The 19,956-nt window shown below is 54.8% G+C and carries 15 protein-coding genes and 1 pseudogene; 7 read left to right on the forward strand and 9 right to left on the reverse strand.

Going from position 1 to position 19,956, the window contains the following annotated elements; translation table 11 throughout:
• Window positions 1–18 precede the first annotated feature (18 nt).
• Complete coding sequence (gene rluA / locus AC2LB6_RS07970; RefSeq protein WP_490093091.1) at window positions 19–672, forward strand: bifunctional tRNA pseudouridine(32) synthase/23S rRNA pseudouridine(746) synthase RluA; 654 nt, start codon at window positions 19–21, stop codon at window positions 670–672.
• Window positions 673–735: 63 nt separating this feature from the next.
• Here rluA and djlA read toward each other — a convergent pair whose 3' ends face one another.
• The gene (gene djlA, locus AC2LB6_RS07975; RefSeq protein WP_090964219.1) at window positions 736–1,545 is read right to left on the reverse strand and encodes a co-chaperone DjlA; all 810 of its coding nucleotides are present in this window, start codon (window positions 1,543–1,545) and stop codon (window positions 736–738) included.
• Window positions 1,546–1,727: 182 nt separating this feature from the next.
• On the opposite strand from djlA, the gene lptD reads away from it, so the two are divergent.
• From lptD to apaH, 6 genes are read left to right on the forward strand one after another with little or no spacing between them, the layout of a single operon-like run.
• Window positions 1,728–4,094: an LPS assembly protein LptD gene (gene lptD, locus AC2LB6_RS07980; RefSeq protein WP_490093092.1), complete on the forward strand. Its 2,367-nt coding sequence runs from the start codon at window positions 1,728–1,730 to the stop codon at window positions 4,092–4,094.
• Between the two features lie 54 nt (window positions 4,095–4,148).
• Window positions 4,149–5,444: a peptidylprolyl isomerase SurA gene (surA, locus tag AC2LB6_RS07985; RefSeq protein WP_490093093.1), complete on the forward strand. Its 1,296-nt coding sequence runs from the start codon at window positions 4,149–4,151 to the stop codon at window positions 5,442–5,444.
• Window positions 5,434–6,426, forward strand: a complete 993-nt coding sequence (gene pdxA / locus AC2LB6_RS07990; protein ID WP_490093094.1) for a 4-hydroxythreonine-4-phosphate dehydrogenase PdxA — start codon at window positions 5,434–5,436, stop codon at window positions 6,424–6,426. Before surA ends, pdxA begins: the two co-directional genes overlap by 11 nt.
• Window positions 6,419–7,240, forward strand: a complete 822-nt coding sequence (rsmA, locus tag AC2LB6_RS07995; RefSeq protein WP_003854805.1) for a 16S rRNA (adenine(1518)-N(6)/adenine(1519)-N(6))-dimethyltransferase RsmA — start codon at window positions 6,419–6,421, stop codon at window positions 7,238–7,240. Before pdxA ends, rsmA begins: the two co-directional genes overlap by 8 nt.
• 3 nt (window positions 7,241–7,243) lie before the next feature.
• Entirely contained in the window at window positions 7,244–7,621 is a 378-nt protein-coding gene (apaG, locus tag AC2LB6_RS08000) for a Co2+/Mg2+ efflux protein ApaG (RefSeq protein ID WP_003854807.1), read from the forward strand.
• Window positions 7,622–7,674: 53 nt separating this feature from the next.
• Window positions 7,675–8,532: a bis(5'-nucleosyl)-tetraphosphatase (symmetrical) ApaH gene (gene apaH, locus AC2LB6_RS08005; RefSeq protein WP_003854809.1), complete on the forward strand. Its 858-nt coding sequence runs from the start codon at window positions 7,675–7,677 to the stop codon at window positions 8,530–8,532.
• Window positions 8,533–8,566: 34 nt separating this feature from the next.
• On the opposite strand, the pseudogene AC2LB6_RS08010 reads toward apaH, so the two are convergent.
• From AC2LB6_RS08010 to fkpB, 8 genes and pseudogenes are all read right to left on the reverse strand, one after another.
• A pseudogene (locus AC2LB6_RS08010) lies at window positions 8,567–10,449 on the reverse strand (PhoX family protein).
• A gap of 90 nt (window positions 10,450–10,539) precedes the next feature.
• Entirely contained in the window at window positions 10,540–11,022 is a 483-nt protein-coding gene (gene folA, locus AC2LB6_RS08015) for a type 3 dihydrofolate reductase (RefSeq protein WP_490093095.1), read from the reverse strand.
• Window positions 11,023–11,257: 235 nt separating this feature from the next.
• Window positions 11,258–12,397 carry a porin gene (locus tag AC2LB6_RS08020; protein ID WP_490093096.1) on the reverse strand — a complete coding sequence of 380 codons (1,140 nt, stop codon included), beginning with the start codon at window positions 12,395–12,397 and terminating at the stop codon, window positions 11,258–11,260.
• Window positions 12,398–12,651: 254 nt separating this feature from the next.
• Window positions 12,652–15,879, reverse strand: a complete 3,228-nt coding sequence (gene carB / locus AC2LB6_RS08025) for a carbamoyl-phosphate synthase large subunit (protein ID WP_490093097.1) — start codon at window positions 15,877–15,879, stop codon at window positions 12,652–12,654.
• A gap of 14 nt (window positions 15,880–15,893) precedes the next feature.
• The gene (carA, locus tag AC2LB6_RS08030; RefSeq protein WP_490093098.1) at window positions 15,894–17,042 is read right to left on the reverse strand and encodes a glutamine-hydrolyzing carbamoyl-phosphate synthase small subunit; all 1,149 of its coding nucleotides are present in this window, start codon (window positions 17,040–17,042) and stop codon (window positions 15,894–15,896) included.
• Window positions 17,043–17,511: 469 nt separating this feature from the next.
• On the reverse strand, window positions 17,512–18,327 hold the full coding sequence (dapB, locus tag AC2LB6_RS08035; protein ID WP_490093099.1) for a 4-hydroxy-tetrahydrodipicolinate reductase: 816 nt from the start codon (window positions 18,325–18,327) through the stop codon (window positions 17,512–17,514).
• Window positions 18,328–18,549: 222 nt separating this feature from the next.
• Window positions 18,550–19,503: a 4-hydroxy-3-methylbut-2-enyl diphosphate reductase gene (ispH, locus tag AC2LB6_RS08040; RefSeq protein ID WP_490093100.1), complete on the reverse strand. Its 954-nt coding sequence runs from the start codon at window positions 19,501–19,503 to the stop codon at window positions 18,550–18,552.
• Entirely contained in the window at window positions 19,484–19,954 is a 471-nt protein-coding gene (gene fkpB, locus AC2LB6_RS08045; protein ID WP_490093101.1) for an FKBP-type peptidyl-prolyl cis-trans isomerase, read from the reverse strand. The genes ispH and fkpB overlap by 20 nt, the downstream gene beginning before the upstream one ends.
• Window positions 19,955–19,956: the final 2 nt, after the last annotated feature.

Below are 19,956 nucleotides of genomic sequence, written 5' to 3' on the forward strand. Positions count from 1 at the left end.
TTATTTTTGGAAAGCCCCATGGAACCTTACAATCCACCGCGTGAACCCTGGCTGCACATCCTTTATCAGGATGCGCATATCATGGTGGTGAACAAACCCAGCGGTCTGCTCTCGGTACCCGGTCGGCTGGAGGAGCACAAAGATAGCGTGATGACGCGGATTCAGCGTGATTTCCCGCAGGCAGAATCTGTCCACCGGCTCGATATGGCGACCAGCGGCGTGATGGTGGTGGCAATGACCAAAGCGGCGGAACGCGAGCTGAAACGACAGTTCCGTGAGCGCGAGCCTTCCAAAACCTACGTGGCCTGCATCTGGGGTCATCCGGAGAAGGAAGAGGGACTGGTTGATCTGCCGCTGATTTGCGACTGGCCAAACCGTCCGAAGCAGATGGTCTGCTTCGAGACCGGCAAAGCCGCGCAGACGGAGTATCAGGTGCTGGAGTATCGTGCGGATAACAGTGCGCGCGTTTCGCTGAAACCGATCACAGGCCGCTCACACCAGCTGCGGGTGCATATGCTGGCGCTGGGCCATCCGATTCTTGGGGATAACTTCTATGCGCATCCCGAGGCAAAAGCGATGGCACCCCGTTTGCTACTGCATGCGGAATCACTGACCATTACCCATCCGGCATTTGGTAATGCCATGACGTTTCGTCAGCCCGCCGATTTTTAAGGTTTACTGCCTGACGGCTGCCGTGGCCTCTTCTGTTGCAGAAGCACCACGGCAACCGCGTAATTACTTAAAGCCTTTCTCTTTACGAATCAGATCGTACGCAGCCTGAATTTCCTGCGCTTTCTGCTTCGCCATCTCCATCATCTCTGGCGGTAACCCTTTCGCCACCAGCTTGTCTGGATGATGCTCGCTCATGAGTTTACGGTAGGCGCGTTTAATAGTGGTGGCGTCATCGCTGCTCTTCACACCCAGTACGCTACAGGCATCTTCCAGCGTTGGGCCGCGTTGCGCCTGCTGGAAACCGCCTGAACTGCGCTGCCCCCCGCCAAACTGCTGACCGCCTTCCATCATGCGCAGGAACTGATCGAACTGACCGCGCGATATACCCAGTTCTTCGGCAATCACATAGAGCACCTGACGCTCATTGGGATGCAGTGAACCATCGGCAAAGGCGGCCTGAATCTGTATCTCCAGGAACATCCGAATCAGGTCGAAGCGGCCAAAACAGGCACTGCGCAGTTCACGCAGTTTGCTGCGCAACGGGTAATCCGCCTGCTTGCCCTCGCGGAACGCGCGCTGGGCAGCCGTGCGTGAGTCACCGTGCAGCTGCATCCGCTCCATTAACAGCGAAGCAATCTGAATATCCGCTTCCGTGACGCGCCCTTTTGACTTGGTCAGATGGCCCATCACCTGAAAGGTCGTGCTGAAAAACAGTGTCTGTCGGGTCTGATTATTTGAGAAGTAAGCCTTGCCTTGTGCGCCGCGTACTTTGTCAATCATATGGCCAATGATCAAACCGATCACAATACCCCAAAAGCCTGCGCCGGAAAGTAATCCCACCGTCAGACCCACAACTTTTCCCCAGTAGCGCATAAACTCCTCAATTCGCCATGCTTGCGGCTGAAAATTGCATTATCATACCTGTCATTTATCTCAGCGCCTAACGGCAACGCTGACAGACCAGGATTAACACTGGCGCAACGCCGGGCAGTAAGTTAGTCTCTGACCCGATTGTCGGCATGATGCCAGTTTTCATGGAATTCTCGATACCGCGTATGAAAAAACATATACCTACCCTGCTGGCCACACTGATCGGCGCAGCCATTAGCCAGCAAGCCTTTGCCGACGATTTGATGTCGCAGTGTATGTTAGGCGTGCCGAGTTATAACCGCCCGCTGGTGAACGGCGATACTAACCAGATGCCTGTCACTATTCACTCCGACGCCGCCAAAGGGAACTATCCCAATGATGCAGTCTTTACCGGCAATGTGAATATTGAGCAGGGCAACAGCCGTATGCAGGCAGATGAAGTTCAGCTTCATCAGCGTCAGCAGGAGGGTCAGACCGCGCCAGTACGTACCGTCGATGCCCTGGGTAATGTGCACTACGATGACAACCAGGTCATCCTGAAAGGTCCGAAAGCCTGGTCAAACCTGAACAGCAAAGATACCAACGTCTGGAACGGTCAGTACCAGATGGTGGATCGTCAGGGACGCGGTGACGCCGATCAGATGAAGCTGCGCGGGGATAACCGCTATACCATTCTGGAAAACGGGACCTTTACCTCCTGTCTGCCCGGCTCCAATAGCTGGAGCGTGGTCGGTTCAGAAGTGATTCAGGATCGCGAAGAGGAAGTGGCGGAGATCTGGAACGCCCGCTTTAAGATCGGTTCGGTTCCGGTGTTCTACAGTCCCTATCTGCAGTTACCGATTGGCGATCGTCGTCGATCCGGTTTCCTGATCCCGAATGCAAAATATGGCAGTAACAACGGCTTTGAGTTCATGCTGCCTTATTACTGGAACATCGCGCCGCAGGCCGATGCGACCATCACGCCGCACTACATGAGTAAGCGCGGCATGCAGTTCCAGAACGAATTCCGTTATCTGACGACGGTGGGTGCCGGTCTGGTCGAATTCGATTACCTCGGTTCCGATAAACAGTATGATAACGACAAATCAGTGCGCGGCATCGCCGAGAGTGCGAATTCCGATCGCTGGCTGTTCTACTGGCGTCATGCCGGTGTCTATGACCAGAACTGGCGTTTCAACGCGGACTACACCAAAGTCAGCGATCAGTACTACTTCAACGATCTCGACTCGAAGTACTACAGCTCGACCGACAACTATGCCACGCAGAAATTCAGCATTGGCTATGCAGACACCAACTGGGACGCCACGCTCTCCACCAAAGATTTCCAGGTGTTTGGTAATAACACCAGCAATAACGTCTACCGCGCTATGCCGCAGTTGGATGTTAATCTCTATCAGAATGATATCGGCCCGTTTGATGGCCGGATTTATGCCCAGGCGGTGAAGTTCACCAACGTCAACAGCCGCTATCCTGAAGCGACCCGTTTACATGTTGAACCCACGCTGAATTTGCCGCTGTCGAATGGCTGGGCCAGCCTGGATACCGAAGCGAAGTTCCTGGCGACCCACTATCAGCAGGATGATGTTGAGTATTACAACAACTCCGTTGATACCGATCGCAACAACCAGCTGAAAGAGTCGGTCAACCGCACCCTGCCACAGTTTAAAGTGGATGGCCGCCTGGTGTTTGACCGCGATATGGACTCCGCGGTGGGTTATACCCAGACGCTGGAACCGCGCGTGCAGTACCTTTATATCCCATACCGCAACCAGAGCAATATCTATCCGTACGACTCAACTCAGCTGCAAACCGACTACACCGGTCTGTTCCGCGATCGTACTTATAGCGGCCTGGATCGCATCGCTTCTGCCAATGAAGTGGCAACCGGTGTCACCTCGCGTATTTATGATAACGATCTGGTTGAACGTTTTAACGTTTCTGTAGGTCAAATCTACTCGTTTACCCCTTCTCGTACTGGTGTGAATGAAACCAGTAAAGAAGATGATACCGGCAGTCTGATCTGGGCTGGCGATACATACTGGAAAATCAGCGATCGCTGGGGCGTCCGGGGTGGGCTGCAATATGACACCAAACTCGACAACGTTTCCCAGGGTAATACCGTACTGGAATACCGTCGTGATGCCGACCGTATGGTGCAGCTGAGCTACCGTTACAGCAGCCCTGAATATGTGGCCACTGCACTGAACAACAGCGCGCTGGTGACCAATCCTATTTATAAAAATGGGATTTCACAGGTCGGTACCACGGCCAGCTGGCCGATTGCCGATGCATGGTCTGTGGTAGGCGCTTACTACTACGACACTCGCAACAAGCGTCCGGCTTCGCAGCTGGTTGGCCTGCAATACAGCTCATGCTGTTACGCTGTCCGGGTCGGTTACGAGCGCAAAATTAACGGTTGGGAAAACAACGACAGTAAGTACGACAACCAAATCTCATTCAACATTGAGCTGCGTGGTCTGAGTCCGAACTACGGCTTAGGCACCAACGATATGCTGCGTCAGGGCATTATCCCTTACCAGCCCGCTTTCTGATGTTGTGATGTTTGACAGGCAATCCCGCAGTGCGGAACCAACAATGGATAAAGTATGAAGAACTGGAGAATGCTGATTCTTGGTGTGGCAATCAGTGCCAACACCGCGTTCGCAGCACCACAAGTCGTTGATAAAGTTGCAGCCGTGGTCAATAACGGCGTGGTTCTTGAGAGTGACGTGGATGGCATGATGAGCACCGTTAAATCTCAGGCACAGCAGGCAGGTCAGCAGTTGCCGGATGATAAAACGTTGCGCCATCAGATTCTGGAACGTCAGATCATGGATAACATCATTCTGCAGATGGGTGATAAAGCGGGAATTCAGATCAGCGACGAGCAGCTGGACCAGGCTATTCAGAACATCGCTGCGCAGAACAAGATGAGCCTTGATCAGCTGCGTAGCCGTCTGGCTTATGACGGCATGAACTACAGCGTTTATCGTTCTCAGATCCGTAAAGAGATGACCATCGCTGAAGTGCGCAACAACGAAGTGCGTCGTCGCGTCACGATTCTGCCGCAGGAAGTCGATACGCTTGCTAATCAGATCGGCTCTCAGAACAGTCAGGGCACCGAGCTGAACGTCAGTCATATTCTGCTGCCGCTGCCGGAAAACCCGACGCAACAGCAGGTTGATGAGCAGGAAACGCTGGCAAAACAGCTGGTTGGCGAACTGAAAAATGGCGCTGACTTCGGCAAGATGGCCGTGACCTACTCTGCCGACTCCCAGGCGCTGAAAGGCGGCAACATGGGCTGGGGTAAAATCGAAGAGTTACCGACCCTGTTTGCGCAGGCACTGTCGAGCGCCAAAAAAGGCGATATCGTCGGTCCGGTGCGTTCTGGTGTAGGCTTCCACATCCTGAAAGTGAACGACCTGCGTGGCGAGAGCAAAAATGTCTCGGTCACCGAAGTGCATTCGCGCCATATTCTGCTGAAGCCATCGCCAATCCTGACAGATGAGCAGGCACGCGCACAGCTGGAGCAGATTGCTAATGATATCCGCAGTGGTAAAACCACCTTTGCGGCGGCGGCTAAGCAGTACTCTGATGATCCGGGTTCCGCGAACCAGGGTGGCGATCTTGGCTGGACCTCACCGGAAGTGTTTGACCCTGCCTTCCGTGACGCGCTGCTGCGCCTGAAAAAAGGCCAGACCAGCCAGCCGGTTCACTCCTCTTTCGGCTGGCATCTGATTCAGTTGCTGGATACCCGTCAGGTGGATAAAACCGATGCGGCTCAGAAAGAGCGTGCTTACCGTATGCTGTTTAACCGTAAGTTCGCGGAAGAAGCACAGACCTGGATGCAGGAACAACGCGCCAGTGCCTACGTGAAGATTCTGGATGGCAATGCGCAGTAATGCTCGTGTGGTGATCACGCCTGGCGAACCGGCCGGGATTGGTCCCGATCTTACCGTTCAGCTGGCCCAGCAGTCGTGGCCAGTTGAACTGGTGGTCTGCGCCTCGCCTGCCCTGTTGCAGCAGCGTGCGGCACAACTCGGTCTGCCGCTGACCCTGCGGCCCTACCAGCCCGGTGTGGCAGCTGAGCCACAGCAGGCGGGTACGCTGACTATCCTGCCGATCGAAACGGCAGCGACGGTCACGCCCGGCGAGCTTTGCGTCGCCAACAGCGACTATGTGTTGGCCACGCTGGCGCGCGCCTGTGACGGTTGTCTGGACGGTGAATTCGCTGCCCTGATTACCGGCCCGGTGCATAAAGGCGTCATCAACGATGCCGGCATCGCCTTTACCGGCCATACCGAATTCTTCGCCGATCGTTCAGGCGGCCATCGGGTAGTCATGATGCTGGCGACAGAAGAGCTACGTGTCGCGCTAGCCACCACGCATTTGCCGCTGAAAGATGTCCCGGCTGCGGTGACCCGCGAATGTCTGCATGAAGTGATTACGATTCTGCATCGTGATCTGCAGCAGAAGTTTGCGATTGCCGAGCCGCATATTTACGTCTGTGGTCTTAACCCTCATGCGGGCGAAAGCGGGCACATGGGTCGGGAAGAGATTGAGACCATCACGCCAGCACTCAATGAACTGCGTCAGCAGGGCATTAAACTGACCGGCCCGCTGCCTGCGGATACCCTTTTCCAGCCTAAATATCTGCAACATGCCGATGCGGTGCTGGCGATGTATCATGACCAGGGCCTGCCGGTACTCAAATTTCAGGGGTTTGGCCGGGCGGTAAATATCACCCTGGGCCTGCCCTTTATCCGGACTTCAGTTGACCACGGCACCGCGCTTGAACTCGCCGGTCTGGGTCAGGCTGAACCGGGGAGCTTCATCACGGCGCTTAACCTCGCCATCACTATGATCAAGAGCAGTAATGAATAATCGCGTCCATCAGGGGCACTACGCCCGTAAACGTTTCGGGCAGAACTTCCTGAACGATCAGTACATTATCGACAGCATTGTCTCCGCCATCCATCCACAGCGCGATGAAGCGCTGGTAGAGATCGGTCCAGGCCTGGGTGCCTTAACTGAGCCGGTTGGCGAACGCCTCGATAAATTAACGGTGATAGAGCTTGACCGCGATCTCGCTGCGCGTCTGGAAACACATCCGTTCCTTGGCCCGAAACTGACTATCTTTCAGCAGGATGCCATGACCTTCGACTTCGCCGCACTGGCGCAGGAGAGAGGCCAGCCGCTGCGGGTATTTGGTAACCTGCCCTACAATATTTCGACCCCGCTGATGTTCCACCTTTTCAGCTATACTGGTTCGATCAAAGATATGCACTTCATGCTGCAGAAAGAAGTGGTCAATCGTCTGGTCGCCGGTCCGGGTAACAAAACCTACGGTCGTCTGACGGTGATGGCGCAGTACTACTGCCAGATCATTCCGGTGCTGGAAGTGCCTCCGCACTCCTTTACGCCGCCACCGAAAGTGGACTCTGCCGTGGTGCGTCTGGTGCCGTATGCCGAGCCGCCGTATCCGGTCAGCGATGTGCGTATCCTGAGCCGTATTACCACTGAAGCGTTCGGCCAGCGTCGTAAAACGCTGCGCAACAGCCTGAGCCACATGGTGGCTGCCGGTGCGCTGGAAGAGCTATCCATAGATCCAACCCTGCGTGCCGAGAACGTTTCTGTTGCGCAATATTGTCAGCTGGCGAACTGGCTGGCGAATCATCAGGGAAAATCGCAGGAGTAAGTCATGAGTGAAACGGCCCGCGTCTCCGTCCATGTGCAAAGCCAGTACGTTGCCTCACAATCCTCCCCGGATGATGATCGCTACGTCTTCGCCTATACCATTACGATTCGCAATCTGGGCCGTTCCTCAGTGCAACTGCTGGGACGTTACTGGCTGATTACCAACGGTAATGGCCGTGAAACGGAAGTTCAGGGTGAAGGCGTGGTCGGTGAACAGCCGCTTATCGCGCCTGGCAATGAATTTCAGTACACCAGTGGTGCCGTGATCGAAACACCGATGGGCACCATGCAGGGACATTACGTAATGGTCGACGAACAGGGTGACACCTTCCACGTCGAGATTCCGGTGTTCCGCCTCGCCATTCAGACCCACATTCATTGATTTACACGCTTTTTGCCCGTTAAGTCGGGCACCTTCCTGATGGATAAAACGTTATGAGCACATACCTGATTGGCGACGTTCACGGCTGCTACGATGAATTACGTGCCTTGCTGCAACAGGTCGATTTCAATCCTGAGCAGGATACGCTCTGGCTGACAGGCGACTTAGTGGCGCGTGGTCCGGGCTCACTGGAGGTTCTGCGCTACGTGAAATCGCTGGGCGATGCGGTGCGTCTGGTGCTGGGCAATCACGATTTGCATCTGCTGGCGGTCTACGCCGGCATCAGCCGTAACAAGCCCAAAGATCGCCTGACACCGCTGCTGGAAGCGGACGATGCGGATGAACTGATCAACTGGCTGCGTCGTCAGCCGCTGTTACAGGTTGATGAAGAGAAAAAGCTGGTGATGGGACACGCCGGTATCACGCCGCAGTGGGATATCGAGACCGCGAAAAAGTGCGCCCGTGAAGTTGAAGCGGTGCTCGCCAGCGACAGCTATCCACTGTTCCTGGATGCCATGTATGGCGACATGCCGAACAACTGGAGTGAAGATCTGACCGGCCTGGCGCGTCTGCGCTTCAGCACCAACGCCCTGACCCGCATGCGTTACTGCTTCCCCAATGGGCAGCTGGACATGATCTGCAAAGATGCCCCTGAATCCGCTCTTCCGCCGCTGAAACCCTGGTTTAACATTGCGGGGCCGGTCGCACGTGACTACACCATCGTGTTTGGTCACTGGGCCTCGCTGGAAGGCAAAGGGACGCCAGAGGGCATTATCGGTCTGGATACCGGTTGCTGCTGGGGTGGAACGCTGACTTTGCTGCACTGGGAAACGCAGCGCTATGTGGTGCAGCCTTCCAATCGCGAAAAAGCGCTGGCCTCCAGCGAAAGTCTGGCACCACCTGCACTATAACGGCGATGCTGGCCATTAAGGCCAGCATCCTGTCTTATGCGCCGATAATGCCGCCATCCTCGCGGGTGATCATAATCACAGACGACCGGGGACGCGGACTGTTATTGGGAAAGTGCGAATCACCCTCTTCGCCGGGATGCTGCACATTCACGAACAGCGTTTTGTAATCGGGCGTGAAGGTGATGCCGGTCAGCTCGCACGATTTGGGGCCGACCATAAACCGGCGGATCTCTCCGCTGTCAGGATCTCCCACCAGCATCTGATTGTTCCCCTGCCCCTGATAATCCTCTTTGTTACTGTACTTGCCGTCGGTCAGGATCCATAACCGCCCCTGCGCATCAAACCCCAGCCCATCCGGACTGTTAAAGGTATTCTCAGCGGTGATGTTAGGTGTACCGCGATAGATCCCCTCGGGATGCGCTATCGGGTTGCCGCACAGTGCATAGATATCCCACTCAAACGTCTGCGCGGTAGCATCGCCCTTCTCATCCCAGCGAATAATCTGACCGTAGATATTTTTTGGTCGCGGATTCGCGGCATTAACCGGCATGCCTTCATTGCCGCGCTTATTGTTGTTTGTCAGGGTGCAGTAAGCGCGGCCATCATGCGGGTTAACGGCAATCCACTCCGGCCGATCCATTCGCGTTGCGTTAACTACATCTGCCGCAGCACGCGCATTAATCAGGATATCGGCCTGGCTGTTGAACCCCTTTTCAGCAGTAAGGCCATTTTCGCCCCACGTCAGCGCCAGCCAGCGCCCGGTGCCTTTAAGCGGTGTGCCCTGCTCATCGCCGTTGAACTGCGCCACATAGAGCGTGCCCTTATCCAGCAGTCCGTGATTGGCTTTGGCATCATCCGGCATGACCTTGTCGTCTGAGACATATTTATAGATATACTCGCCGCGCTCATCATCGCCCATGTAAACCACCAGCTGGCCGGTTTTAGCGACCGTAACGGCGGCATTTTCATGCTTGAAGCGGCCCAGCGCGGTCCGTTTTACCGGCACGGAGTGAGGATCGAAGGGATCGATTTCGACAATCCAGCCGTGGCGGTTAAATTCGTTGGGATTTTTTGCGATATCGAAGCGCGGATCAAAGTCGGCCCAGTTGCGCTCAGGCTCGGCGGCATTAAGGGTATAGCGCTTCTGCTGTGGTGTCGGCGTAAAGTCCGCCTGATGGGTGCCAAAGTAGGTGTCGTAGTTCTCTTCACAGGTGAGATAAGTGCCCCACGGCGTTTTACCGTTGGCGCAGTTACCAAAGGTGCCCAGGACATGCATTCCCTGTGGATCGGCGGCAGTCTGCAGCGCTTATCACCCGCAGCCGGGCCTGAAAAGCGCATGGGGGTATTGGCGGTAATGCGGCGATTGTAGTCAGAAGGACGCACCACCAGCCAGCGATTGTCTTCACCCCGCTTCACTTCAACGATGGAGATGCCATGCGCCGCCTGCGACTTTTTCACATCTTCCAGGCTGGTCGCTTTGCCGCCGCCGTGGGCGAACAGCGTTGGCTCATTCACATATTCATTGTTAATCGCCATCACGCCACGCTGGTCATTGATCGCAAAGAAGCTCATTCCATCGTTGTTGTCACCAAACTGCTTTTCCTGATCTTCTGCACTGTTGTTGCCGTGCGGATCAAATGCGACTGCGCCATTCACCAGAGGATCACCCCAGGAGATCAGCACGTCGGCACGATAGCCGGGGGCGACCACAACCTCATCTGCGGTTGACGCGGCAATCGCCTGAAAGCCCAGTAGCGGACTCCCCGTGGGCTTCTCCTGCGCCAGTGCGCTTCCTGAAAGCGTGAGGCCGCCGCTGAGAAAGCCGGTCAGCCCGAGAGCGCCGGAACCGGCAAGGAATTTACGACGCAGTGGATCTGGCAGGCGGTCAGTGCTTAATGCGGAGAGTTCGGTTTTCATTATTAATTGCTTCCTTTATGACGTTCCCAGAAAAGAAGCAATGCTAATGAATAGAGATGACAGCCAGGTTACAGCCTGGCAGAGGGAGGATCAGCGACGTCGGTCGAGGATCTCAAAGCAGTAGCTGTGGGAGTTCTGCTCGTCAGCGTCGTGAAATTCGCTGAACGTGGACTGCCACTCATCAGGCTCGTAATCCGGGAACTGCGTATCACCTTCAACTTCTGCATCAATGTGCGTCAGATAGAGACGATCGGCGCTCTTTAGCATCTGCTCATAGACGCGTCCACCGCCAATCACCATGATCTCTTCAGCGTCACCGGCTGCCTGTATCGCCTCATCCAGGGAAGTGACCCAGGTGACGCCTTCAGTAGTGCCCGGCTGGCTGCTGACCACGATGTTCAGTCGGCCAGGTAATGGACGACCAATAGATTCAAAGGTCAGTCGACCCATAATGACCGGTTTCTTCAGCGTATTGCGCTTGAACCACGCCAGATCTGCAGGCAGGTCCCACGGCATGGCGTTCTCCATTCCAATAATGCGATCTGCTGCTAATGCCGCGATAAGACTAATCATGTTAACCACTCACTGAAAAAAATTGGCGCCATGATACGTAAAGGTGAAACTTTCGTCGATAGGGGGAAAGGTCTATTTGCGTAAAGCTTTTCATGATGCCGCTTTTCACGGCTTGTGCAGCGTTTTTCACCGCGTAATCGCGTCAGTTTGCCGCAGCTCGCCAGCAATTGGCCTCAGGCTGGCACAAAAAGCGTACGTAAAAAAAAACGGCTCCCGGTGGGAGCCGTCAGAGTGATCAGAAGTCGTAGCGCAGACGCACCAGATTCATATCACCCAGGTTATCGGTGCTGGAGGTGAAGACATGTTCGTAATCAACACGGAAACCGTAGTCGAGGAACAGCGTCACACCCAGACCGTTGTCGATGCGCTGGTAATCACGACCGGTCATGACCTCAATGCGATCGCCCATAACATAAGGCTGCACCGCTTTCAGACCATACTGCGCCAACGGGATTTTATAACCCGCGAAATATTCAATGCCCCACGCATCGCCAGCAAAGTAGTCATGCACATCTTTGCGTTTGGTGGTCATGAAGTTCTGATACCAGCCACCACCGGCTGACAACGTCCAGTTGCCTGGTGTCCAGCTCAGTGCGGTGCCGTAAATGTTCTGATCGTAATCGCGGCTTTCGCCGTTGTTCGGGTTACGCATCGCCGCGCGGGTGTAGTTCCACGCCGTGCCCCAGCTCAGATCGTCAGTGATGTGGTAATCCACACCCAGCGAGCCGCCGCCTTTGCGCTTATAGCGCAGGCCATTGCCTGGCAGATAATCGTTATCCTCGAACAGATACGAAGCGTAGATATCCGCATCGCCGAACGTGTTCTTATACTTTAGCTGCTTACGTGAACGGTAAGATCCGTCGTAGTCGCCGTTGATTCCGTTGCTCGGCGCCTGGCCGACCATATCGTAATCCCAGATATCGGTCTTGGCGCCAACGGTGTCGTAATAGACGCTGTTCTGCTGACCAAAGGTAAGCTGACCCCAGGTTTTGCTTTTCAGACCGGTGTAGAGCTGGCGACGCGTTGTGTTATTGGCACCGTCCGCATAGTGACGATCCCAGCCGAAAACCGCCGGGACGTTAACGCCCAGTTCGTAGTAGCTGATCCAGCTGACGTCATCAAACAGGTAGTAGTCAGCGCCGAAACGGAAACGGGTGCCGCCATCGAAACCGTCACGCTTGTAGGATTTGTCATCCACGCCGGTCTGATGATTGAACTGAGCACGAATGCTGCCGCCAACAGTGAAATTAAGACGGCTAAGCGGATCGCCTGCCTGCGGATCCTGTTTTAACAGAGTAACTTCCGCCTGGCTGGCGAAAGGAAGAATAGCCATCAGTGCAGCCACTGCACTCAGAGAAAAAGTACGCATTTTCATTTTTTATTTATGTCCTGATACGCTCCAGTGATGAGCGGCAGGCATAGTACTGGCGAAAAATCCGCACAGGAAGTGTTTATATTATAAATTTGTGCGAACCATAATTATTCGCACCAAAAGCTAAAAAATTAAGCCAAATCAGTAACTTTAACGCAAACTCTAGTCTCTCCCTGGACCTTATTTTCGGATTATCGCCAATGAGATGACCAAATAAAAACGGCTCCCGAAGGAGCCGTTTTTCACATTACATCGCCTTACATGGCCTTTATCTGGGCATGCATTTCCTGAACGGAGATAACCTGTTCCGTCGGGTCTGCATTCAGCGCCATCGCAGTCGCGAAGCCGCCGTTCAACGTGGTGTCGTAGTGCACTTTATACTGCAGTGCGCTGCGGCGAATCAGCTTCGAATCTTCAATCGCCTGACGACCCGCCGTGGTATTGACGATGTAGCTATACTCGCCATTTTTCAGACGGTCCTGAATGTGCGGACGACCTTCATGCACCTTGTTGACCAGGCGCGGATTGATGCCCGCTTCGCCCAGCACAACCGCCGTGCCGTGAGTCGCATCCAGTTCAAAACCAAACTTCTGCAGCTTAGCGGCCAGGTCGACGATACGTTTCTTGTCGCCTTCACGCACCGACAGCAGCGCACGGCCCGACTTCTTCATGTTGCTCTGTGCGCCCAGCATCGCTTTAGAGAACGCCTCAGCGAACGTGCGGCCCACCCCCATCACTTCACCGGTAGAGCGCATTTCTGGCCCCAGAATCGGGTCAACGCCCTGGAACTTGTTGAACGGCAGCACCACTTCTTTAACGGAGTAGTAAGGCGGGATCACCTCTTCAGTGACGCCCTGCTCTGCCAGTGTTTTACCTGCCATCACGCGCGCCGCCACTTTCGCCAGCGGTACACCGGTCGCTTTAGAGACGAACGGAACGGTTCGCGCCGCACGTGGGTTCACTTCGATCAGGTAGACTTCGTTGTCTTTCACCGCGAACTGGACGTTCATCAGGCCGCGAACGTTCAGCTCGAACGCCAGCTTCTCAACCTGCTGGCGCATCACATTCTGAATCTCCTGACTCAGGGTGTAGGCCGGCAGTGAACAGGCGGAGTCACCAGAGTGCACGCCTGCCTGCTCGATGTGCTCCATTATGCCACCAATCAGCACCCGCTCGCCGTCGCAAATCGCATCCACATCCACTTCAACCGCATCATCCAGGAAGCGATCCAGCAATACCGGCGCATCGTTGGAAACCGAAACCGCCGTCTGGAAGTAACGCTTCAGGTCGATCTCGTCGTAGACGATCTCCATGGCCCGGCCGCCCAGTACATAAGAAGGACGCACCACCAGCGGATAACCCAGGCCAGCGGCTTTCTCCACAGCCTGCTCCAGCGTAGCGACTGTGGCGTTAGCCGGTTGCTTCAGGTTCAGGCGATCAACCGCCTGCTGGAAACGTTCACGGTCTTCAGCACGGTCAATCGAGTCCGGGCTGGTGCCGATAACCGGTACGCCTGCAGCTTCCAGCGCACGCGCCAGTTTCAGCGGGGTCTGACCGCCATACTGCACGATTACGCCTTTTGGCTGCTCGAGGCGCACAATCTCCAGCACATCTTCCAGCGTTACCGGCTCGAAGTAGAGGCGATCGGAGGTATCATAATCGGTTGAGACGGTTTCCGGGTTACAGTTGACCATTATGGTCTGGTAACCATCTTCACGCAGCGCCAGAGCAGCGTGAACACAACAGTAGTCGAATTCGATACCCTGACCGATACGGTTGGGTCCACCACCCAGAATCATGATTTTTTCGCGATCCTGACTTGGGTTGGCTTCGCACTCCTCTTCATAAGTGGAGTACATGTAGGCTGTATCCGTCGCGAATTCTGCGGCACAGGTATCTACGCGCTTATAGACCGGGTGCAGATTAAACTGCTGACGCAGCTTGCGGATTTCGCTCTCTGCCACACCCGCCAGCGTCGCCAGCCGTGCATCAGCAAAGCCTTTACGCTTCAGCGTGCGCAGGAAGGTCACATCCAGGCTGTTCACGCCTTCGCGAGCCACCTGATCTTCCAGTTTCACCAGCTCTTCAATCTGCACCAGGAACCAGCGGTCCACATTGGTCAGATTGAATATGCCATCCACAGACATACCCGCACGGAAAGCGTCTGCGATGTACCAGATGCGGTCTGAACCGGCATCTTTCAGCTCACGGCGGATGCGGGTTAATGCTTCCGGATCGTCGAGGTGCACCTTCGGATCGAAGCCGTTAGCGCCTACTTCCAGGCCGCGCAGCGCTTTCTGCATGGATTCCTGGAAAGTACGACCAATCGCCATCACTTCACCGACCGATTTCATCTGCGTGGTCAGGCGATCGTTGGCACCGGCAAATTTTTCGAAGTTGAAACGCGGAATCTTGGTGACGACGTAGTCGATTGAAGGCTCGAACGAGGCGGGCGTTAAACCGCCGGTGATATCGTTCATCAGCTCATCGAGGGTATAGCCGACCGCCAGTTTGGCCGCCACTTTAGCAATCGGGAAGCCAGTCGCTTTTGAGGCCAGCGCTGAGGAGCGTGACACGCGTGGGTTCATCTCGATGACAATCAGACGGCCATCTTTCGGGTTAACCGAGAACTGCACGTTGGAGCCGCCGGTTTCAACACCGATCTCACGCAGTACCGCCAGCGAGGCGTTACGCATGATCTGATACTCTTTGTCGGTCAGCGTCTGGGCGGGTGCAACCGTGATGGAGTCACCGGTATGAATTCCCATCGCGTCGAAGTTTTCGATTGAGCAGACGATAATGCAGTTGTCGTTTTTATCGCGCACCACTTCCATCTCATACTCTTTCCAGCCAATCAGCGACTCATCAATCAGCAGTTCATTGGTTGGTGAGAGGTCGAGACCACGTTCACAAATCTCTTCAAACTCTTCGCGGTTATAGGCAATGCCGCCACCGGTGCCGCCCATGGTAAAGGAGGGACGGATAATGCACGGGAAGCCAACATCTTCTGCCACGGCCAGCGCTTCTTCCATGGTGTGTGCAATGCCGGAGCGCGCAGTATCCAGACCGATGCTTTTCATCGCCACGTCGAAGCGACGACGATCTTCTGCTTTGTCGATCGCATCAGCGGTCGCGCCAATCATGGTGACGCCAAACTCTTCCAGCACGCCATAACGTTCCAGCTCCAGCGCACAGTTCAGCGCTGTCTGTCCGCCCATCGTTGGCAGTACCGCATCCGGGCGCTCTTTTTCGATGATTTTGCGCACCACTTCCCAGTGTATCGGCTCAATGTAGGTCGCATCAGCCATTTCCGGGTCGGTCATGATCGTTGCCGGGTTGGAGTTCACCAGAATGACGCGGTAGCCCTCTTCACGCAGCGCTTTACACGCCTGCGCACCGGAATAGTCAAATTCGCAGGCCTGGCCGATCACAATCGGACCGGCACCAAGAATCAGGATGGATTTTAGGTCTGTACGTTTTGGCATGAATTAGCTCCTGATTACTTCGCTTGCAGACGGAATGCGTCAATCAATTCAATAAAGTGGTCAAACAGCGGCGCAGCATCACCCGGGCCCGGGCTGGCTTCCGGGTGTCCCTGGAAGCTGAATGCAGGCTTGTCAGTGCGATGAATGCCCTGCACGGTTTTATCGAACAGCGAAATGTGCGTGACACGCAGGTTCGCAGGCAGGTTGTTCTCATCGACCGCAAAACCGTGGTTCTGTGCGGTGATCATCACGCGGTTGTTTTCGAGATCTTTCACCGGATGGTTGCCGCCGTGGTGGCCGAGCTTCATCTTCACGGTCTTAGCACCGCTGGCCAGCGCCAGCAGCTGATGACCCAGGCAGATACCGAACACCGGAATCTCTGTCTTCAGGAAGGACTGAATCGCGCTAATAGCATAGTCGCACGGCTCCGGGTCACCTGGACCGTTGGAGAGAAAAATGCCGTCCGGATTCAATTTCAGAACCTCTTCTGCCGGCGTCTGTGCCGGAACCACGGTCAGACGACAGCCGCGATCAACCAGCATTCGCAGGATGTTGCGCTTGGCGCCGTAGTCGTAAGCCACCACATGGTAAGGCAGCGACTCCGCAGTAGCCTGCTCTGGCAGACCCGCGTCCAGCGTCCAGCTGCCCTGCTGCCAGCTGTAAGTCTCAGTAGTGCAGACCTCTTTCGCCAGATCCATTCCTTTCAGTCCCGGGAACACCTGGGCTTTTTGCAGCGCCAGTGCGGCATCCGGATTGTCGCCGGCAATAATGCAGCCGTTCTGCGCCCCTTTCTCACGCAGCAGGCGCGTCAGCTTGCGGGTATCGATATCGGCAATCGCCACGATGTTGTTGCGCTGCAGGTAGGCGGATAAGCCCTCTTCGCTACGGAAGTTACTGGCAATCAGCGGCAGGTCACGAATAACCAGGCCCTGCGCATGAATCTGGCTGGATTCTTCGTCGGCGGCATTGGCACCGACATTACCGATATGGGGATAAGTGAGAGTGACGATTTGGCGGGAATAGGAAGGATCAGTGAGGATTTCTTGATAACCGGTCATTGAAGTGTTGAAAACGACTTCTCCCACTGCCGATCCTGTTGCCCCTATGGCCCGACCGTGGAATTGGGTTCCGTCTTCCAGAACCAGGATTGCTGACTTGATCAAAACATCCTCCAGGGAATAAACAGTCAATATATCTGCATATTAATTCAAAATAGCCGCCTGAATCAATGCAAAAACCGCCTGAATTGTCGATTTTTGGCAAATTGCGCGCATTCTAATGATCGCCCTGGTCATTGTCTACCCTGCAGCGGGATTTTTTCATACTTATCTGCCTTATGAGGAAAAAAACGGGTATGAGCGGCAAAAAGAGGGGAAAACTCGGCGTAATAATCGTTTGCCAGGCAGCGTAAAAACTAAATTACCGTAACCGCCCCCTTATTTTTGACCAAATGGTCAAAAACAGAGTTTTGCAGGGTAAATAAATGCAGAAAAGTGATCTAAATGACAGTCAGGAGTGAATTTTTAATCAGAGTGACCTTTTTCAGACAAAATTAAGGGCAATGATAGCATTGCCCCTTTTCAATCAAGGTATTACCGATTGAAATAACCACATCACGATGGTTCACAACACTCACAACATCGACAAATCCAGCACATCACGCATATCAAAAAGGCCAGATTTCTTATCTTTCAGCCATAAAGCCGACTTAACCGCGCCATTTGCAAAGGTCATACGGCTGGAAGCCTTGTGGGTAATCTCTACCCGCTCGCCGATATCGGCAAACATCGCCGTATGCTCACCCACGATGTCACCCGCGCGTACCGTCGCAAAACCGATGGTCTGCGGCTGGCGTTCGCCGGTGTGGCCTTCACGCGTATAGACCGCATGCTCATCCAGTTTCCACTGCATGGCATCGGCTATCGCCTCACCCATCGCCAGCGCGGTGCCAGACGGCGCATCCACTTTATGGCGGTGGTGGGCTTCGACGATCTCAATATCCGCGTACTCACCCATCACTTTGGCAGCCTTCTCCAGCAGCTTCAGCACCAGGTTAACCCCCACGCTGAAGTTAGCAGCGAACACAATTGCTATGTCTTCCGCCGCCGCGCGAATAGCCGCTTTGCCTGCCTCATCAAAACCGGTGGTGCCAATCACCATCGCTTTGCTGTACTCACGGCAGATCGCCATATACTCCAGCGTGCCTTCTGGCCGGGTGAAGTCGATCAGCACATCAAAGTCGTTAATCACCGCGCTTAAATCGTCTGCGATGATGATGCCATTCTTTCCGATGCCCGCTAATTCACCAGCGTCGCTGCCGGTCAGCGACGAGCCTGGACGGGCCAGTGCCGCCCCCAGTTCAACGCCTTCTGCCTGCTGCGTCGCCTGAATCAGATTACGGCCCATACGGCCCGGCGCGCCCACAATAGCAATGCGGATAGTGTTCATATTTATTCATTCCTAAAACAAAACTATGCATCTAAAGCGTCATCAGGTTAACGATGAGTTAACAGTCACGCCACTATTAATCCGTGATAATAAGAATTTTATGCCAGCCGCCTATGATTATCAGTAAAAGCAATCATCGCAGTAAACCATGGCGTTTCTGGCAGAATACAAAAACAAAAAAGACCGAACAGAGTCGGCCTTTTTATCAGTTATATCTAAGAGTTACTGCACGTTGCGTACTTCGACGCGCAGCTCTTTAGGCACTTCGAAGACAATATTTTCTTCACGGCCAATCAGCTCAATCGCCGCTTCGCCGCCCAGCTCACGCAAACGCTGTATCACCTGCTGCACCAGAATATCGGGGGCTGAGGCACCTGCGGTAACGCCGATGCAGGCCACGCCTTTTACCCACTCTTCCTGAATATCATCCGCAGAATCGATCAGCTTTGCCAGTTTACCGGCACGCTGTGCCAGCTCGGCCAGACGGTTAGAGTTCGAGGAGTTCTTCGAACCGACCACCAGCACCACTTCCGCATCTTTCGCCAAAGTACGAACGGCTTCCTGACGGTTGGTGGTGGCATAGCAGATATCATCTTTACGCGGTCCGATGATCGCCGGGAAACGCTGACGCAGGGCATCAATGATGTCAGAGGTGTCATCCACCGACAGCGTGGTCTGCGTCATGAAGCTCAGATTGCTTTCATCTTTGACGGTCAGTCTGAAGACATCTTCCGGTGACTCCACCAGGTACATGCCGCCATTAGGGTTGTTGTACTGCCCCATGGTGCCTTCAACTTCCGGATGACCCGCATGACCGATTAGAATCGCTTCCACGCCTTTACGGCTGGCGCGCGCCACTTCCATATGGACCTTGGTCACCAGCGGACAGGTGGCGTCGAACAACATGGTCAGATTGCGCGCTTTGGCTTCGGCCCGCACCGCCTGTGAAACACCGTGCGCGGAGAAGATCAGAATCGCGTTATCCGGCACTTCGCTGATCTCTTCAATGAAGATGGCACCGCGTTCACGCAGGCTGTTCACCACGTAACGGTTATGCACCACTTCGTGACGGACGTAGATTGGCGCGCCATACATCTCCAGCGCGCGCTCAACAATACTGATGGCGCGATCAACGCCAGCGCAGAAACCGCGCGGATTAGCTAACAGGATTTGCATCGTTCGCCTCCAGCGCTGGATCGATTTCCAGCACCTCTACATCAAACTGAATACGACGACCTGCCAGCGGATGGTTGAAATCCACGGTGATCGAGTCACCGGAGACTTCACGGATCACGCCTGGCATTTCACTGCCGCCCATGCCGCTGAACAGCATGATGGCACCCACTTCCGGTTCACCTGCATCAATAAAGTCCCGACGCGAGAAATACTGGATCAGGTCTGGGCTGACGCCGCCAAAGGCATCTTCCGGCTCGAGGGTGAACTGTTTGGTTTCACCCGCTTTCAGCCCCACCAGTGCCTGTTCAAGTGCCGCAGAGAGGCTGCCATCACCGAGACGGAACAGCGCGGGCTTGCCGTTTGCACGGGTCGATTCCGCCGTCGAGCCATCTTCCAGCTTCAGCGTAAAATGCACCAACACCGCGCTTTCGCGCTGTACGGACTCAGTCATCA

Source organism: Pantoea sp. RCC30.1, from assembly GCF_058148845.1.

Bases quoted from the DNA above. Each gene is read 5' to 3' on its own strand.
- djlA (WP_090964219.1), bottom strand. From the start codon at position 1,545: ATGCGCTACTGGGGAAAAGTTGTGGGTCTGACGGTGGGATTACTTTCC.
- rsmA (WP_003854805.1), top strand. From the start codon at position 6,419: ATGAATAATCGCGTCCATCAGGGGCACTACGCCCGTAAACGTTTCGGG.
- apaH (WP_003854809.1), top strand. From the start codon at position 7,675: ATGAGCACATACCTGATTGGCGACGTTCACGGCTGCTACGATGAATTA.
- ispH (WP_490093100.1), bottom strand. From the start codon at position 19,503: ATGCAAATCCTGTTAGCTAATCCGCGCGGTTTCTGCGCTGGCGTTGAT.
- surA (WP_490093093.1), top strand. From the start codon at position 4,149: ATGAAGAACTGGAGAATGCTGATTCTTGGTGTGGCAATCAGTGCCAAC.
- dapB (WP_490093099.1), bottom strand. From the start codon at position 18,327: ATGAACACTATCCGCATTGCTATTGTGGGCGCGCCGGGCCGTATGGGC.
- lptD (WP_490093092.1), top strand. From the start codon at position 1,728: ATGAAAAAACATATACCTACCCTGCTGGCCACACTGATCGGCGCAGCC.
- rluA (WP_490093091.1), top strand. From the start codon at position 19: ATGGAACCTTACAATCCACCGCGTGAACCCTGGCTGCACATCCTTTAT.
- folA (WP_490093095.1), bottom strand. From the start codon at position 11,022: ATGATTAGTCTTATCGCGGCATTAGCAGCAGATCGCATTATTGGAATG.
- apaG (WP_003854807.1), top strand. From the start codon at position 7,244: ATGAGTGAAACGGCCCGCGTCTCCGTCCATGTGCAAAGCCAGTACGTT.
- pdxA (WP_490093094.1), top strand. From the start codon at position 5,434: ATGCGCAGTAATGCTCGTGTGGTGATCACGCCTGGCGAACCGGCCGGG.
- AC2LB6_RS08020 (WP_490093096.1), bottom strand. From the start codon at position 12,397: ATGAAAATGCGTACTTTTTCTCTGAGTGCAGTGGCTGCACTGATGGCT.
- carB (WP_490093097.1), bottom strand. From the start codon at position 15,879: ATGCCAAAACGTACAGACCTAAAATCCATCCTGATTCTTGGTGCCGGT.
- fkpB (WP_490093101.1), bottom strand. From the start codon at position 19,954: ATGACTGAGTCCGTACAGCGCGAAAGCGCGGTGTTGGTGCATTTTACG.